The organism is Duganella sp. Dugasp56 (genome assembly GCF_047304105.1).
In the GTDB taxonomy this organism is placed as follows: Bacteria; Pseudomonadota; Gammaproteobacteria; order Burkholderiales; family Burkholderiaceae_D; genus Rugamonas; species Rugamonas hordei.
In genome coordinates this window covers 1-16,735 of sequence record NZ_JBGLYQ010000040.1, presented here as the reverse complement: position 1 = coordinate 16,735, position 16,735 = coordinate 1, and the positions used below count along the sequence as shown (strand labels likewise).

The window sequence follows — 16,735 nt, the reverse complement described above, 5'->3', positions numbered from 1 at the left end:
AAGGACTTGCAATGCGTATTGGGCTGAAAAATCGATTAGATCAGCGTTTCCCTAGGAAGAATCCCTGAGTTTCATAATTATCACAATTGCAAATTAATAATACACCACCGCATTACTCATTGATCGAGTTTAACAAAACATTTAATGGCATCGCGGATACATCCGCGATGTGGATCGATAATCTAACCCAACCACGACTCTAATGATTCTCAATTTTCCGCCGCCAGCGAATTGGCAAGACTTCCAAATTCTAACGTTGCGTCTTGTTGAACACATGTGTGATATCTCTACCGTCCGTGAATATGGGCGACAAGGGCAGCGTCAAAACGGTGTTGATGTGTACGGCGAAATGCCAGGAGAATTGCACTTGGGTGTACAATGCAAGCAAATGCAGTCAGATAAGCAACTCACCGAAGCACTGATCAAATCAGAAGCTAATGATGCACTTGCATTTAATCCACCACTGAACACTTTCGTGATTGCGACAACGCTGAAGGAAGATACCGCTATCCATAAGGCGGTCACAACTTTGAACAAATCCAAGGTATACCCTTTCAAAATCTCTTACTGGAGTTGGAGTCACTTCAATGATAAGCTCAATCGCTCCAATCAGTTGGTGCAGGACAGCTATAAAGAATACGCTAAGGCTTTTGGCGTAGACGAGCAGGAAAAAGACTTTTCTGCGCTGCTTGATGGGTTTGATCGCCCGGCGTTTACCGATGATTTTTCTAGAGAAGTTAGTTGCATCAGCTTCATTGAGGCGCTAGGAGATACTGTACTATTTCTTCAGACCGGAATGTTGCGAGATAGGATTAGCCGAGACTTAATCGGTGCTACATATCCACTCAGTCTACTGCCCTTGGGAGAAAATAAGAAACTACGAACTCAACTCCTCAAAGAGGTAAAAGACCTGCGCAAACTCGCGATAATCGATGATAAAAATGGAAATCTCGATACCAGCCGTGCGAACGAATATAATGCAGTAAGAGGAGCAGTAATTGGCGTGATTAACCGAACTCTTGCCGCGCACAATATGCAATTGATCAAACCAGATTATTGGATTTAGCGAAATTCCATCTGAGACAACTAAGATTCCTCTAATCTTCAGTAGTAATTTTCGTTCACCTAGGAAAGACCAGATCTGATCCAATAGAGGCAGCACTAAGCATAATACGCAATAGGTTCAAATGTAATATTTTATGAAAATAACTAAATGGATTCTGTAGACTTGAAATTAATTGCGAGTGGTATTTTTGCTGTTATATGTGCACTCGTTACGGCGATATATAAGCAACCAAAAGCATATGATGAACTGGTGAAACCCGTATTGAAATGGGTTGCTGTAGGATTACTTTTTGTAGGTATTGGATTTTCGATTGGCGGCAGTGTTACCTCAGCTACTTCAATGACATTTATTCCGGCAGCACAGCTGGAAGAGGCAAAAAAATCAATTTCCTACTCTATTAACAACTATGTTTGGTTCCTATTGGCAGCAGCTATCACCTTCGTTCTTGATGTTGGTCTTTATATTTTGGCGCTTAAGGCGGAAAAATGGAAAAATGACAATGAGTGAACTGATTAATGTTAATTTCTATGCAAATCGGCTAACAAGCTCGAAATCCGGAAAGGGGCCAGAACAGACATTTTAAATCAGCTCTTATTTCAAACAGCCATCACACTGTATCGTCAGCTTTTTCGACTAGATGTGGGGTCGAAAATGTGATGGCTGATAACTTGTTGATTAAGGTGGGATTTTGGTGTGATCGCATATTCATGCGTCTGAAACCCGCATGAACAGTGGGTTTTAACGAGGCGGCGGGGCTTGGGAAGCTTCTGCTCTACCATTGAGCTACACCCGCGTGCCACGCATTCTACGCGGCTTTGCATGCAATTGACAACGCTGCGAGCGCCGATTTCAGCCGTCAGCGCCGCACGGCATGCTCCCTCTCCGCAGCGCGCATGCCCAGGTAGCCTTTGATCGACGCGATCACCAGCGGTAGCGCGCCAAACAGGATGAACACCAGATCGCCGGGCAGGCGCAGCCATTCGATCAGGCGCGACCGCTCGCTGCCGATGTAGTCAAGGCTGCGAGCATGCCAGTATCCGTGCTGCAGCACATCCCAGACCTGCAGCACACCGCTGGGGAACAAGCTCATGACCACCATCAGCGCCAGGCCTACGTTGGTGCCCCAGAAGGCGATCCTGATGTATTTCTCGATGCCGGCCCAGCGCGTGTCGTCACTGGTCTGGCGCAGCACGAACACCATTAGCGCGATCGCCAGCATGCCGAATACGCCCATCATGGCGGCGTGGCCGTGGTTCGGCGTCAACTGGGTGCCGACCTCGTAGTAGCTGACGATCGGCAGGTTGATCAGAAAACCGAAAATGCCGGCGCCGACAAAATTCCAGAAACCCACCGCCATCAGGAAATAGAATGTCCACTTGTGCGGTATGGCGATCGCCTTGCCGCACACGTCGCAGTCGCCGCGCGTCGTGCGCACGAAGTCCCAGGCATCGAGGGTCAGCAGGGTCAGGGGCACCACCTCGAGCACCGAGAACAGCGCCGACAGGGCCATATTGACGTTGGTTTGTCCGCTGAAATACCAATGGTGGCCGGTGCCCATCAGTCCGCCGAGGAAATACAGGATCGCGTCGAGATAGATGACCCGCAGCGCGACATTGCGGCGTGTCAGGCCGAGTTGATAGAAGGTCAGCGCCACGACCGTCGTGGCGAAGAACTCAAAAAAGCCCTCCACCCACAAATGGATGATCCAGAAACGCCAGGTATCGACCACGGTAAAGTTGGTCTTGGCGCCGAAAAACAACGCCGGAACATAAAAGACCGGAATGGCCAGCGCGGCGATCAGGAACATCCGGACGATGGGTCCGACCGCCGGCCGGGCCAGCGCGCGCGGCCGCACCAGTGTCCACAGCAAGCCAAACCAGCCGAACAAGCCGGCGACCAGCAGGTACTGCCAAAAGCGGCCGAGCTCCAGGTATTCCCAGCCCTGGTTGCCAAACCAAAACCACCAGCGGCCGAGCAGTTGTGAAATGCCCAGCCACTCGCCGAGCAGGCTGCCGCCGATCACCAATGCAAAGGCGGCGAACAGCGCGTGTATGCAGCCGGCCAACCAGCGCGGCTCGTCGGCGCGCAGCGAACGGCCGAGGAACAAGGCTGCCGCCACATAGGCGGTGGCAATCCAGAAGATCGCCATCTGCAAATGCCAGGTGCGCACCAGGTTGCTCGGAAATATGCGTTCCAGCTGAAAACCGTAGAAGCTGCCGGGATCCGCGCGGTAATGCGCCACGGCGCCTCCCACCAGCGACTGCGCCAGGAACAACAGCGCGACGACAACAAAGAATTTCACCAGCGCGTTTTGACCCCGGCTGGATTGTCCCGCCACCAGTTGCGGATGCACATGATGGCCGCGCGTGATCCAGCCGAGGTAGTCGAACTTCCCGAACGCCAGCAACACGGTCGCGATCCCCGCGAGGAAAACCATCAGGCTTGAGGCGCTCCACAACAACGCACTGGACGTGGGCAAATTGCCGACACCGGGATCATAGGGAAAATTGTTGGTATAGGAATAGTCTTTGCCGGGACGCTCGGCCACCGAGGCCCAGGCCGTCCACATGACGAAGGCCGTAAATTGGCGCAGCTCGGCAGGATCGGTGATGAGATTGGCCTTGAGTCCGCCATTGCGCGACGGCTCGCGGAAATACGCGGTCCAGAAGTCCACCTGTTCACGATAGGTTGCAGCCTGCGGATCGGTAAAATGCAACGTCGCGGTGGCCGCGTCATAGCGATTGGTTTTGAGCGACACGGTGGCTTCGCCCTGCACCGCGGCTTGCTGCGAACGCGGCAACGCGGCGAAAAATTGCCGATAGCGTTGTTGCGCGATGGCCTCCACAGTTTGCTCGCCCATGCGATGCAGCGCCGCGGCCGAATAATCCGGCCCGAGATAGGCGCCATGGCCCCAGATGCTGCCATTGGCCATCAAGCCATACTTGAGAAATACCGCCTGGCCGCTGCTGATATCGTCACCGCTGAACACGGCGACGCCGCGCGCGTCCACCACCTGCGTCGGGACAGGCGGGGCATTCTGGTAAGACAGCGTCGTGACCGTGATCAGCCCGGCAAAGCCCAGCACCATGACGATCAGTATCGTGCGTATCCACCAGGGCGAAAGCGGGCCGTCATCTTCGCTCACCGGTTGTGCCGCGTCGCTCATATTTACGCCCTGTCATTTCTTGCGTTGCGCTTCAAATGAGCATGAGGTTCCCCGCTTGGGCCGGATATATCTGTGCGGAAGCACACTTACCCGCGTTGCATCCATGCAAAAATAATACTAACCAGAAATTAGTTGCCACTTAAGTCTGTTAGTATGCTGACCACCTTAGTCAACCCCATGCACAGGATCGTCCATGCGCAGCACATCTCACGCGACCGGCCAGGAAACCATTCTTGAAGACGGCAAGCCCATCGTCACCACCAGTGACCTCCAGGGCCGCCTGACCTACGCCAACTCCACCTTCATCGACGCCGGCGGCTACGCCGACGAGGAGCTGCGCGGGCAGTTGCAAAAATCGCTGTACCACTCCGACATGCCGCCCGAGGTGGACGCCGACATGTGGCGCACCGTGCTGTCGGGCGAGCCGTGGCGCGGCCTGGTCAAGTACGCCCGCAAGGACGGCGGCTACTTCTGGTGCATCGCGAACGCCACGCCGGTGATTGAAAAGGGCAAGACCACCGGCATCATGTCGGTGTGCACCAAGCCCAAGCGCGAACAGATCCAGGAAGCCGAGCAGCTTTACCGCAGCGTCAAGGGCGGCAATCCGGACGGCATCCGCATCGTGCGCGGCGCCGCCGCCGCGCGCGGCTGGCGCAGGCTGGCCAACGCGCTGCGCGACATCACGCTGGCGCAACGCCTGGCCGCATGCTTCGGCGGCATGGCGCTGCTGGCGCTGTCCATGGCCGCGCACGCGCTGCTGCCCTATTCCGACACGGCCCTGCATGTGCAGGCGGTGCTGATGGTGGCGCTGGCCCTGTACGGCTGGCGCAACCTGCACCTTGCCGTGGTCGCTCCGATCCAGGCCAGCATCAACGCCGCCCGCATCCTGGCCGGCGGCGACCTGACCACGCGCATGGCGGTCGACCGCCACGACGAGCTGGGCCAGCTGCAAGCGTTCGTGCGCCAGCTGAACCTGAACCTGGCCTCCATCCTGGTCGACATCCGCAGCAATTTCACGCTGACCCGCAGCACCACCACGCTGGTGCGCGCGGCCAACGTCGACCTGTCGGCGCGCACCGAGGCGCAGGCGTCCAACCTGGAGCAGACCTCGGCGCACATGGGCCAGATCACCGGCATGGTCAGCCAGACCGCCGACAACGTCAACACCGCCAGCGGCGTGGCAAGCGAGGCAACCGCGCTGGCCGAACGCACCGGCGTCGCGGTGGCGCAGGTGGTGGCTGCCATGAACGACATCAGCAGCTCCTCGCGCCAGATCGTCGACATCATCAGCCTGATCGACGGCATCGCCTTCCAGACCAATATCCTGGCGCTCAACGCGGCCGTCGAAGCGGCGCGCGCCGGCGAACAGGGGCGCGGCTTCGCCGTGGTGGCCACCGAAGTGCGCAACCTGGCTCAGCGCAGCGCGGCGGCGGCCAAGGAGATCAAGGCCTTGATCGACGTCTCGGCCGGCAAGATCGAGATCGGCGCCGGCGTCGCCGGCACCGCCGGCCAGGACATGGATGCGGTGATCGCGGCCATCGGCCGGGTCGCCTCCATCATGGGCGACATCAGCGGCTCGACGCGCGAGCAGAGCAGCGGCGTCAACCAGGTCCAGGACGCCATCATGCAGCTGGACGAGGTGACCCGCCAGAACGCGCAGATGGTCGATGAGGCATCGGCCGCCACCGGCGTGCTCGACGTGCAGGCGCAGGCAGTGGCCAAGGCACTGGAAGTGTTCAAGCTGCCGCCGCAAACCCGCCGAGCCTGAGGCTGTCAGCGGAAAGTATTTGACTTTTCGCATGGCCTGGCCGAAGGTGTCGAGAAAACGTTTTCAAACACCCTTTTCTCGACATGCGAAGGAATATAGTGAGACTTCCCCTCTTTCAACGCGCGCTGGGCTTGTCCATCGCCACACTGGCTGCGCCGCTGGCATGCGCTGCGCCTGCCGACGTACAAATCAAACTGAACCAGCTCGGTTTCCTGCCCGCTTCGTACAAGCTGGCCGTCGTGCCGAACGTGGCGGCTCAAAAGTTCGCCATCGTCGAGGCGGGCAGCGGTGCCGAAGTGATGGCCGGGGAGCTGGGACCGGCCGCGCTGTGGGCGCCATCCGGCGAGACCGTCAGGCAGGCCGACTTCTCCGGCCTGGTTCAGCCGGGGCGCTATCAGTTGCGGGTCGCCGGCCTGCCGGATTCGGCGCCGTTCACGGTGGCGGCGGATGCCTACCAGGCGCTCAACGCCGCGGCGATCAAATACTACTATCTCAACCGCGCCGGCACCGCCCTGCCTGAACGGCACGCCGGCGTCTTTGCCCGGGCCGCCGGGCATCCCGATACCCAGGTTCTCGTTCACGATTCCGCCGCGTCGGCCGCCCGTCCCGCGGGCACGGTCATTTCCAGTCCCAAGGGCTGGTACGACGCCGGCGACTACAACAAATACATCGTCAACTCCGGCATCACCACCTACACGCTGCTGGCGGCCTATGAAGACTTTCCCGAGTTCTTCAAGGCACAGCAGCTGAACATCCCGGAAAGCGGCAACGGCATTCCCGACCTGCTCAATGAGGCGCTGTGGAACCTGGAATGGATGCTGTCGATGCAGGATCCCAACGACGGCGGCGTGTATCACAAGCTGACCAACAAGGCCTTCGACGGCATCGCGGTCATGCCGGACCAGGCCACGCAGGCGCGCTACGTGGTGCAAAAGACCACCGCCGCCACGCTTGATTTCGCCGCCGTCATGGCCACCGCGAGTCGGGTGCTCGCTCCGTACGACAAGCAGCTGCACGGCATGCCGGCGCGGATGCTGGCGGCCTCGCAGGCGGCATGGCAGTGGGCGCAGGCCCATCCCAAGGCGCTGTACCTGCAGCCCAAGGATATCGCCACCGGCGAATATCCCGACCAGGACGTGAGCGACGAATTCGCCTGGGCCGCGGCCGAGTTGTATATCGCCACCCGCAACGACGACTACTACAAGGCGATGCAGGCGACGAAGCTGGAAGCGACCGTGCCGTCGTGGGGCGATGTACACGGCCTGGCCTGGATGTCGCTGGCGCGGCACCGCAAGCAACTGAGCGCGGCGGCAGACCAGGCCCTGATCGCCGGCCGGATCGACGCGCTCGCCGGCAAGCTGCTGGCGGCGTGGAAGGGATCGGCCTACGGCGTCGCCATGCAAACCGGCGACTTCGTCTGGGGCAGCAATGCCGTGGCGCTGAACCAGGCGATGATGCTGCTGCAAGGCTACCAGCTGAACGGCAGGCGCGAGTACCTGCAGGCGGCCCAGTCCAGCCTGGACTATGTGCTGGGGCGCAATCCCATCGACACTTCCTTCGTCACCGGTTACGGCATCAAGTCGCCACTGCATCCGCACCATCGTCCCTCCGAAGCGGACGGCATTGCGGCGCCGGTGCCCGGCATGATAGTCGGCGGCCCCCAGCCCGGCCAGCAAGACAAGAAGGACTGCCGGCAGCCCTATCCTTCGGCGATGCCGGCCAAGGCCTGGCTGGACAATGTGTGCTCCTACGCCAGCAATGAAATCGCCATCAACTGGAACGCGCCGCTGGTCTACGTGTCGGCCGCGATCCAGCAGCTGACGACACCAGCCGCCGGCGCATACAAGAAACAACAGCCGTGATTATTCGTTAGAATTCCCCTTGCTGTTGAGCAATTACCGTCCTACACTTGTCTCATCGTCTCAGTGGCCCCCGCTCCCCGGGGCTACTGACCGTCTCTTCCGGCCCGATCCCCGCTGGACCCCAATGATTCCAGCAATGATGTAGCAAACATTGGCAATTTCATTGGCAATCTATATCACGGGTAAAAAAAATGAACGCAATAAAAAACCTCAAGATCGGCATCCGGTTGAGCGTAGGCTTTGCCGTCATCATTGTGCTGATGACCGCGTTGGCCGCAATCGGCATCAGCCGCATCCGGGCAATCGACACGAACACCGACATCATCGTCCATGACCGCTATGCCAAGGTCGCGCTCGCGCATACTATCGAAAACGAAGTCAACCGCCAGGCCCGCGCGCTGCGCACCGCGCTGATCGCCAACGACGACCAGGTCTCCGCCCGCGAACTGGCCAAGATCAGCGACTCGGCACCGATCATCGCGGGGGCGCTCGACAAGCTCCAGCTCATCATCCATACGGAAAAGGGCAAGGCGGCGCTGCAGGCGCTGATGGCGGCGCGCGCCACGTTCACGGAACGCGAACACCATATGATCGGCTTGATCAAGGGAAAACAGGCTGACGCCGGCCGCGACTATCTGATCAAGGAAGTCCTTCCACCGCAGACGGTCTACCTGGCTGCGATCGAAGCGTTCGCCGACACCCAGGTCAAGGGCATGGAACAGTTCGCGGCAGAGGCCAGCGATATGGCCGACAACGCCAACATGCTGATGATCGTGCTGGCCGTGGCGGCGGCGCTGCTGGCCGCCGCCATCGGCTACCTGCTGACGCGTTCCATCGTCCTCCCCTTGCGCCGCGCGGTGCAGGTAGCTCAAACCGTCGCCTCCGGCGACCTGAGCACCCACTTCGACGCCTGCGCCACGGACGAAACCGGTCAGTTGCTCACTGCCTTGAAGGAAATGAACGAGAGCCTGAAAAACATCGTCGGCCAGGTACGCTCCGGCACCGAGACCATCGCCACCGCGTCGACCCAGATCGCCACCGGCAACCACGATCTGTCGGCGCGCACCGAACAGCAGGCCAGCTCGCTGGAGGAAACCGCCTCGTCGATGGAGGAAATCACCGCCACCGTCCGCGAAAACGGCAACAACGCGCGCCACGCCAACAAGCTGGCCGTCTCCGCGTCGGACGTGGCGGTCAAGGGCGGCGCGGTCGTAGCCCAGGTGATCGACACCATGGGCTCGATCAACGAATCGGCCAGGAAGATCGTCGACATCATCGGCGTGATCGACGGCATCGCCTTCCAGACCAACATCCTGGCGCTGAACGCCGCCGTCGAAGCTGCGCGGGCCGGCGAGCAGGGCCGCGGCTTTGCCGTGGTGGCATCTGAAGTGCGCAACCTGGCGCAGCGCTCGGCCACGGCAGCCAAGGAAATCAAGACGCTGATCGGCGCCTCGGTCGAGAAGGTGGAGCTGGGCAGCCAGCTGGTGAACCAGGCCGGCAGCACGATGGACGAGATCGTCGCCAGCGTCAAGCGCGTGACCGACATCATGGCCGAGATCGCCTCCGCCACGCAGGAGCAAGACTCCGGCATCGAACAGATCAATCAGGCCATCAGCGAAATGGACACCGTGACCCAGCAAAACGCCGCCCTGGTGGAGGAAGCGGCGGCCGCCGCCGAATCGCTGCAGGACCAGGCGGGTTCGCTGGCACAACTGGTCAGCGTGTTCAAGCTCGCCGGCGATGCGCAGCAAGCGCCGCGCGCGGCCAGCCAGGCAACCGGCCGGCCGGCCAAGCGCGCGTCCAAGGTAGCGCGTCTGGCGATGGCCTGACGTATTGTTTCGTCCCGGCAGGCGGCAAATCATTTATATTCTTGGTTTGCCTGACATGTCGAAAGGACGTTACATGAAATCAGCAGCCCTGATGGCGGCGCTAGCGCTGGCCATCCCTCTGGCCCAGGCGCAGGCGCCAGCCGCCGCCGATCCCGCGGCCGATCCGATCTCCACGCTGGTCGGCCAGCTGGACCTGGAAAAATACAAGGCCACCATCAAAAGCCTGACCCGTTTCGGCGACCGCCGACAAGGCACCGAACGCAATCGCCAGGCACTGGACTGGATCGAGGCGCAGCTCAAGTCCTACGGCTGCACCAACACCGAACGGCTGCAGTACCAATACACGCAGCCGGCGCCGGACGCGCCGCCGGCCAAGCGCGCACCCGGCATACCGAGCGGCGGCGCCGGCGGCCCGCCGGGCCAAGGCGGCAGCACGCTGTTCGGCAACCGCATCCCCACCGGCGTGAACACCGATCCGATGCTGCAGCCGGATGAAAAGCTGCGCGCGCTGAACGCCGAGCAGACTCCGGTCGGCACCTCGCAGCGCGAGAACGTCTACTGCACCAAGGTCGGCGCCACGCATCCGGAAGAGATGTACATCGTCAGCGCCCACATGGACGGCATCGGTTTCGGCGAGGCAGCCAACGACGACGGCTCCGGCACCGCGCTGGTGATGGAGCTGGCGCGCATCTTCAGCGCGCCCGGCGTCGAGACGGACCGCTCGATCCGCTTCGCCTTGTGGAACAACGAGGAAACGGGCCTGAACGGCGCCACCGCCTACGCCATGCAGCGCAAGGACTTGCAGGGCATCGAGTCGCCCAAGGGCTCGGGCAAGTATCCGGAGCCGAAGTGGCTGGGCATGATCCAGCACGACATGATGATGTGGGACCACGGCATGCCGATCCCGAAACTGGACGCCGCCGGCAAGCCGGTGCTCGACGCGAAAGGCCAGGCGGTGTACGTGTCGCCGCCCGAGCAGCGCCGCGAGGCCGACGTCAACATCGAATACCAGTCGGTGTCGAAACAGGCGGAGGCTTCGGCCAAACTGGCGTGGGCCTTCCGCGCCGCCAACGACAAGTACGCGACCAACTATCCGGCCGCCGTCGGCTTCCACATGACGAACACCGATTCGACGCCGTTCATGGACCTGGTGCCGTCGATTTCGCTGCGCGAGAATGAGCGCGGCCAGCAGATCGGCGCCGGCTGGGATCCCAACTGGCACCAGCCGTCGGACGTGTACGCGACCTACTCGGACAAGGATTTCCTGCTCGGCCTGAACGCCGCCCAGACCACGCTGGCCGGCGTGGCGCAGCTGGCCGGGGCGCGTATCAGGAAGTAGTGCGCCGGGAAGTCATTACTGTTGCTGGTACTTTTCCGAACGGGGGCCGTACAACATGCCGTTGGCAAGGCCGCCCGACAGCAGGCGGGCGCTGGTCACGCCGGCCACCGGATGTGAAGCATCGGTGGTGCTGTTGATGATCTGTTTGACGGCAGCTGCCACCAGCGCGCCGATCAAGCCACCGCCGCCGTTGTTGCCGCCCTCGTTGTTGGAGGCGCTGGCGGTGCCGGTCCACAGCACCGCGCCGGTCTTCAGATCCACCAGCTTGGCATTGGCCGACACCACCACCACGCTGTTGAGCACCGTGTAGCTGGCGCCGTAGTTGGTGATGGTGACGTACATCGCGGCGTCGGCGCCAAAGATCTCTTTCAGCTTCGCCGTATCGACCGCATGCATGTCGCTCGCGCTGGTCAAACCGTTCTGCTTGAAGGTCTCGCCGACCAACGCCACCGGCAACACATAGTAACCGGCTTCGGCCAGCGGATAGGTGACTTGCGCATAGACGCTGTTGGCAGCGTTGACGTCCGGCGAATTGTTCAGCGGCGGCAGCACCAAAATCGAACGCGGCCTGGCCGCCTTGAAGGCGGTATAGTCATATGGCGCCTTCGGCGTCGCGCAACCGACGATCAGGGCGGCGGGCGCCATCACGGCGACCAGTTTCAGGATTCGGTTCAGCATATCAGTTCACACTCTTCTTGGTTTTCGCCAGCAGGAAATCCATATAGACCGCCGACTCCGGGAATAATTTTTTCTCGTCCTCGAACTGAGCGACGACCTGGTCCGGCTTGCCGGCGATCGAGTACAGCATGCCGAGGTGCGCATGGAAGCCCGGTGGCGCGGTCTGTCCCTTGGAGCTGATGTTCTGCAGCGCCAGCTCCATCGCGGCGATCTGCTGGTCCGGGCTTTCGCCTTTCAGATGCTGGTATACCTGCGGCTGATAGCCTTCCCAGCCATACATAGTCTTGGGCGCGCTCGCGCACCCAGTCAACGCTACGCCGGCGGCCAGCGCCAGCACCATGCCGGCGCGCTTGATCATTGTCTGTTTCATGGGGCGCCTTATTGAGTGCGGGTATGCATCGCGCCGGCTTCGACGCCGGCCACCAGGTGGTCGACCGCTTCGCGCACGGCCAGGTCCAGCACCTTGCCGTTCAGCGTGGCGTCATAGCTGGCGGTGCCGCCAAAGCCCAGCACTTCGCGGTTGGACAGGCTGTACTCGCCCGCGCCCTGGCTGGAATACACCACTTCCGAAGTGGCGATGTTGACCACGTTCAGCGTGACCTTGGCGTAAGCGACCTGGGTCTTACCGCGCCCCATGATGCCGAACAGTTGGTGGTCACCCACTTCCTTGCGGCCGAACTCGGTCACGTCGCCGGTGATGATGAAATCGGCACCCTTGATGCTCTGGCTTTGCTTTTTGAAGTCGGCTTCCTGCTTGGTCTCAGACAGGTTGTCGCGGTCCAGCACATTGAAGCGGTTGGTCTGCTGCATGTGCGAGATCAGGATGGTCTTGGCTTGGCTGCCCAGACGGTCGACGCCGTCGGAGAAAATGCCGCGCATGAAGCTGGAGCGGTTATCGAACTTGCCGACGGCGACCAAGGTGCGGGCGCCGGCGTAGGGACGGGCGGCGCTCGCCACGGTCGGCACAGCCAGCGCCTGCGAGCTTTCAGTTGCGCAGCCTGCCAGCGCCGAGATCATTGCCGCGCCAATCGCCAGCGCGCTCAGTGTATTTCTTTTCATTTTTACCCCGGAGTTAAAATTTTATATGAAGCAATTTTTCTTCGAGGCAAGTGTACTTGATTGCAGGCCAAACAATCTATCCAATAGTCACTGGACAAAAGACAGGCGGTCGCCCCTTACTGCGGCGCCTCCACCTTGTACCCCTTGGCCTGCAAGGCTGCGATATAGCCTTGCGGGTCGAGGATGTCTTTCAGGCGCAGCACCGCGAACGTCGATGCGTTGGCGGCCAGCGATTTCTCCGCCGCCGTGACCCATACTTCACGCAGGCGCGCATCCATGTCCTTGAAACCCGGCTGGCTCTTGAGGAAGTCGCTGTTGGTCAGCGCGGCCTTGCATGCGCTCTCGCGGTCGGCGTAACTGAGCTTTTGTATCGCTTCGATATCGCCCACCGCCCAGGCGTTGGCGCGCACGCGCATGGCGTCAAGATCGGTCTCCAGCCGCTCCAGCGTGGTCGAGAAACATGCCACGTCGTCCATGGTGGATTTCTTGAAGTCGCGCAGCGCCTTGACCGGGCTGTCGATTTCCAGCTCCACGCCTGGCGACGTCGATTTGATGTTGTTCTTCTTGACGATCTTGTCGATCGCCGCGTACACCTCGCCGCCCGACGACAGTCCGGCATGCGCCAGTCCTTTGCTGTACAACTCGTCGGCCACGAAAATCGGACGCTCGCTCTCGATGCCGTTGTCCTTGCCGATGTACTTGTCCTTGAGCCGCTGCCAGCGCGCATAGACATCGGCCGGCAGCACGTCCTTCAGTTTCGCGCCGTCCGGATTGTCCTTCAAGCCGACGACGAAGGGCAGCAGCGTCAGCGAACGAAAGAATCCGACGTGCGCGCCGGCCATCGGCTGCTTCAGATATTCCTGCGAGCCGGCCAGGATGGATTCCACCTGGCGCGAGCGCCATTCCATGTTTTTCGGCAGCGGCGAGTAGCTGCCGAACACCCACAGCACATGGTCGTCCTTCGATATTTTCCACAGGCCCGGGCCGGGGCGCTGGCCGGTGACGAGGATTTGTTCCGGCACCGCTTCGGCGGCCTCCGCCACCGGCGCGGCCGGCGCAGTTTCAGCGGTTTGCGACCATGCAGGCGCGGCCAGCGCGCCGAGATACAACGAGAACATCAAGCGTTTCAACATGGTGGTAGTCCTGTATGTGGCGGAGTCGGATGCTGCGCCCACGTTGCAAATTATATATCTCCCGCCGTGTGCGTCGCCAGGGCTTGCAGCACGATGTCATGCAGGCGCTGCGCCGGCGCGTTGAGTTCCGCCTCGCCCCGGTGCAGGTGCAGGCCGATCACCGGCAGCGGCGGCAACCCGCCCTGCTCCAGCATGCGCAGCGACGGCGGCAGGGCGACGCCGGTGCGCACGGTGACGCCCAGCCCCGCCGCCACCGCCGCCCACACGCCGCCCAGGCTGGGGCTGGTGAAGGCGATCCGCCACGCGATGCCGGCCCGGTCCAGCGCCTCCATCGCGGCCGAGCGCATCAGGCACGGGGAATCGAACACCACCAGCGGCAGCGGCTCGCCGCCGGCCAGCGACGGCGCCACGCCGTCCCTGGCCACGATCCAGCGCAGCGGCACGCGCGCCACCTCCCGCGTCTGGCGCGGCTGCAGTTGCGACAGCGATGTGCCGGCGTGGTCCCAGGCCAGCGCCAGGTCCAGCCGGCCGCCGGCCAGCAGCGCCAGCAGGTCGGCGTTGCGCGCCACGCTGGCTTCGATGCGCAGCTTGGGATGCACGCGGGCGAAGCGGCCCAGCACCTCCGTCAGCAGATGCTCGCCGAAGTCCTCCTGCATGCCCAGCCGCACGCTGCCCGCCAGTTCGGCGCCGCGCACGGCCGTCGCCGCCTCGTCGTTCAGCTCCAGCAGCCGGCGCGCATAGCCCAGCAGCGACTCGCCGGCCGGCGTCACCACCATGCCGCGTCCCTCCTTGCGCAGCACCGGCATGCCCACCTGTTCCTCCAGCTTCTTCAGCTGCGCGCTGACGGCCGAGGTGGAACGCCCCAGCCGGTCGGCCGCCCTGGCAAAACTGCCCAGGTCGACGCCGGTGACAAAAGTGCGCAGCACGTCCAGGTCGAAAGTAATCCGTCGCATGACAATCCCGTTTTATCGAACCATCTGTCAAAATATTCCTGATTTTCAGGATCAAAATAGACCTGTATCGTGAGCCTGTCAATCACACAAACAGGAGCGCATCATGCCGATGAGCCGCATTTCACTGCTGAAGGGGAAATCCCCCGAATACCTGGCCGCGCTGTCGGCCAGCCTGCACCGGGCGATGGTCGAGGCCTTCAACGTGCCCGCCAAGGACCGCTTCCACGTCATCCACCAGCATGAACCGCACGAACTGGTTTTCGACCGCGACTACGAAAGCGAAGGCGGGCCGCGCTCCGACGATTTCGTGCTGATCGCGATCACCATCGGCAAGCCGCGCACGGTGGAGCTCAAGCAGGCGTTCTACCGGCGGCTGGTCGAACTGCTGGCCGACGCGCCCGGCCTGCGGCCGGTGGACGTGATGGTGGTCGTCAGCAGCACCGGCGGCGAGGACTGGTCGTTCAGCGGCGGCATGCCGGCCGCCTCGCTGCTGGGAGCGCAGCGATGATCGCCATGCAATATGGCTTCACGCTGCCGGCCGACTACGACATGGGCATCGTGCGCGAACGCATCGCCACCAAGGGGCCGTTGCTGGACAACTTGCCGGGCCTGGTGTTCAAGGCCTACTTATATTCAGACCGCGCCGGGCATGTCGACGCAGCGGAGAACCGCTACGCGCCGTTTTACCTGTGGCGGGACGAGGAATCCATGCACGGCTTCCTCAACGGCCCCGGCTTCGCCGGCGTGGCGCAGGCGTTCGGCTGGCCTTCGGTGCAGACCTGGACGCCGTGGCACGCCAGCGTCGGCGGCGAGCTGCGGCAGGCGCGTCATGCCACCCGCAGCGTCGAGGCCATCGCGCCCTACAGCGACCTGGCGGCGCTGCGCCTGCGCGAGGAAGGCCATGCGAGGCATGCGCTCGAATGCGGCGCGCTGGCGGTGGTGATCGGCTTCGAGCCGGCCGGCTGGAGCATCGTGCGGATGGTGCTGTGGCGCGGCGAGCCGGCACTTCCGCCATTGCCGCATGAACAGCGCTACCGGATCGGCCACCTGTCGGCGCCGGGGCTGGCCTGACGCTAAAGGTCAGCGCAGCAGCAGCAAGGCGCTGCGCGGCTGCGCGTTGGCCTGGGCCACCATCGAGGCGCCGGCCTGGCGCAGGATGCTGGCGCGCGTCAGTTGCGCGGTTTCGCTGGCGTAGTCGGTGTCGCGGATGCGCGAACGCGCCGCTTCCAGGTTGACGGCGCCGTTGTCGGCATTGCCGGCGGCCGCCGACAGCCGGTTGCTGGCGGCGCCCAGCAGCGCGCGGATGCTGCCGATGTCGTCGATCTTGCCGTCGATATAGGTCAGCGCATCGGTGGCGCCGCTGAAAGTGGACAGGTCCAGCGGCGGCTCGCCGGACGTGTACGCGCTCACTTCCTCCAGATCGGGCGGGCCGATCACGACCGATGCCTGCGCCCCCGCGCTGAGCCCCGCCGCCGCCGGGTTGGCGCCGGCGATGCTCATCGCATGTCCTCCGGGACGGGGTGCCTCGGTCACCGTCACCGTGCCTTTGTGGTTGCCCAGCGCCAGCCCAAGCGAACCGGCGCTGCCGGCGTTCGCTTCGGCGATGACGATATCGCGGCCATCGGCGGCGCTCAGCGTCAGCGTGCCGCCCACGGCGCTGGCGGTGACGCCGCTGGTGCCGGCCTCGTTGCTGATGGCGGCGGCGGCACTGGCCGCGCGCGCGGCGGCCGTAACGCCGCCGATGGCGCCGATATCGACGCCGTTGATGGAAAAGCTGGCGGCCGCCAGCGCGCCGGGGGGGGGCCCCCCCCCCCCCCCCCGGGGGGGGGCCCCCCCCCCCCCCGGGGGGGGGTTTTTGGGGGGGGGCGCCCCCCCCCCCCCC

At 62.4% G+C, this 16,735-nt stretch carries 15 protein-coding genes; 8 read left to right on the top strand and 7 right to left on the bottom strand.

Annotation, left to right across the window (positions count from 1 at the left end):
• The first annotated feature begins 202 nt into the window (after positions 1–202).
• Both ACCD07_RS24385 and ACCD07_RS24380 read left to right on the top strand, forming a co-directional pair.
• Positions 203–1,066: a hypothetical protein gene (locus ACCD07_RS24385; protein WP_413448836.1), complete on the top strand. Its 864-nt coding sequence runs from the start codon at positions 203–205 to the stop codon at positions 1,064–1,066.
• 147 nt (positions 1,067–1,213) lie between these two features.
• Positions 1,214–1,573, top strand: a complete 360-nt coding sequence (locus ACCD07_RS24380) for a hypothetical protein (protein WP_413448835.1) — start codon at positions 1,214–1,216, stop codon at positions 1,571–1,573.
• A 349-nt stretch (positions 1,574–1,922) separates the two neighbouring features.
• On the opposite strand, the gene ACCD07_RS24375 is transcribed toward ACCD07_RS24380, so the two are convergent.
• Complete coding sequence (locus ACCD07_RS24375) at positions 1,923–4,232, bottom strand: nitric-oxide reductase large subunit (RefSeq protein WP_413448834.1); 2,310 nt, start codon at positions 4,230–4,232, stop codon at positions 1,923–1,925.
• Between the two features lie 193 nt (positions 4,233–4,425).
• Between ACCD07_RS24375 and ACCD07_RS24370 the strand changes: the two genes are divergently transcribed.
• From ACCD07_RS24370 to ACCD07_RS24355, 4 genes are all read left to right on the top strand, one after another.
• Positions 4,426–6,000 (top strand): methyl-accepting chemotaxis protein, encoded by a 1,575-nt coding sequence (locus tag ACCD07_RS24370; protein WP_413448833.1) that lies wholly within the window; start codon positions 4,426–4,428, stop codon positions 5,998–6,000.
• 98 nt (positions 6,001–6,098) lie between these two features.
• A complete protein-coding gene (locus tag ACCD07_RS24365) occupies positions 6,099–7,862 on the top strand; it encodes a glycoside hydrolase family 9 protein (protein ID WP_413448832.1) in 1,764 nt (587 codons plus the stop codon).
• 191 nt (positions 7,863–8,053) lie between these two features.
• The gene (locus ACCD07_RS24360; protein WP_413448831.1) at positions 8,054–9,691 is read left to right on the top strand and encodes a methyl-accepting chemotaxis protein; all 1,638 of its coding nucleotides are present in this window, start codon (positions 8,054–8,056) and stop codon (positions 9,689–9,691) included.
• A gap of 73 nt (positions 9,692–9,764) precedes the next feature.
• Positions 9,765–11,030: a M28 family peptidase gene (locus tag ACCD07_RS24355; protein ID WP_413448830.1), complete on the top strand. Its 1,266-nt coding sequence runs from the start codon at positions 9,765–9,767 to the stop codon at positions 11,028–11,030.
• A gap of 15 nt (positions 11,031–11,045) precedes the next feature.
• On the opposite strand, the gene ACCD07_RS24350 is transcribed toward ACCD07_RS24355, so the two are convergent.
• The 5 genes from ACCD07_RS24350 to ACCD07_RS24330 all read right to left on the bottom strand — a co-directional run bounded on the left by ACCD07_RS24350 (position 11,046) and on the right by ACCD07_RS24330 (position 14,853).
• A complete protein-coding gene (locus ACCD07_RS24350; protein ID WP_413448829.1) occupies positions 11,046–11,708 on the bottom strand; it encodes a DUF799 domain-containing protein in 663 nt (220 codons plus the stop codon).
• Position 11,709: 1 nt separating this feature from the next.
• Positions 11,710–12,078, bottom strand: a complete 369-nt coding sequence (locus ACCD07_RS24345; protein ID WP_413448828.1) for a DUF4810 domain-containing protein — start codon at positions 12,076–12,078, stop codon at positions 11,710–11,712.
• A gap of 8 nt (positions 12,079–12,086) precedes the next feature.
• Positions 12,087–12,767, bottom strand: a complete 681-nt coding sequence (locus ACCD07_RS24340; protein ID WP_413448827.1) for a CsgG/HfaB family protein — start codon at positions 12,765–12,767, stop codon at positions 12,087–12,089.
• Positions 12,768–12,883: 116 nt separating this feature from the next.
• On the bottom strand, positions 12,884–13,900 hold the full coding sequence (locus tag ACCD07_RS24335) for a TraB/GumN family protein (protein WP_413448826.1): 1,017 nt from the start codon (positions 13,898–13,900) through the stop codon (positions 12,884–12,886).
• A 50-nt stretch (positions 13,901–13,950) separates the two neighbouring features.
• Entirely contained in the window at positions 13,951–14,853 is a 903-nt protein-coding gene (locus ACCD07_RS24330; protein WP_176655694.1) for a LysR substrate-binding domain-containing protein, read from the bottom strand.
• Between the two features lie 103 nt (positions 14,854–14,956).
• Between ACCD07_RS24330 and ACCD07_RS24325 the strand changes: the two genes are divergently transcribed.
• Both ACCD07_RS24325 and ACCD07_RS24320 read left to right on the top strand, forming a co-directional pair.
• Positions 14,957–15,361, top strand: a complete 405-nt coding sequence (locus ACCD07_RS24325) for a tautomerase family protein (RefSeq protein ID WP_413448825.1) — start codon at positions 14,957–14,959, stop codon at positions 15,359–15,361.
• Entirely contained in the window at positions 15,358–15,924 is a 567-nt protein-coding gene (locus ACCD07_RS24320; protein WP_413448824.1) for a DUF4865 family protein, read from the top strand. Before ACCD07_RS24325 ends, ACCD07_RS24320 begins: the two co-directional genes overlap by 4 nt.
• A gap of 9 nt (positions 15,925–15,933) precedes the next feature.
• Here ACCD07_RS24320 and ACCD07_RS24315 read toward each other — a convergent pair.
• Positions 15,934–16,735 (bottom strand): flagellin (locus ACCD07_RS24315; RefSeq protein ID WP_413448823.1); only part of this gene is annotated, 802 nt, incomplete at its 5' end.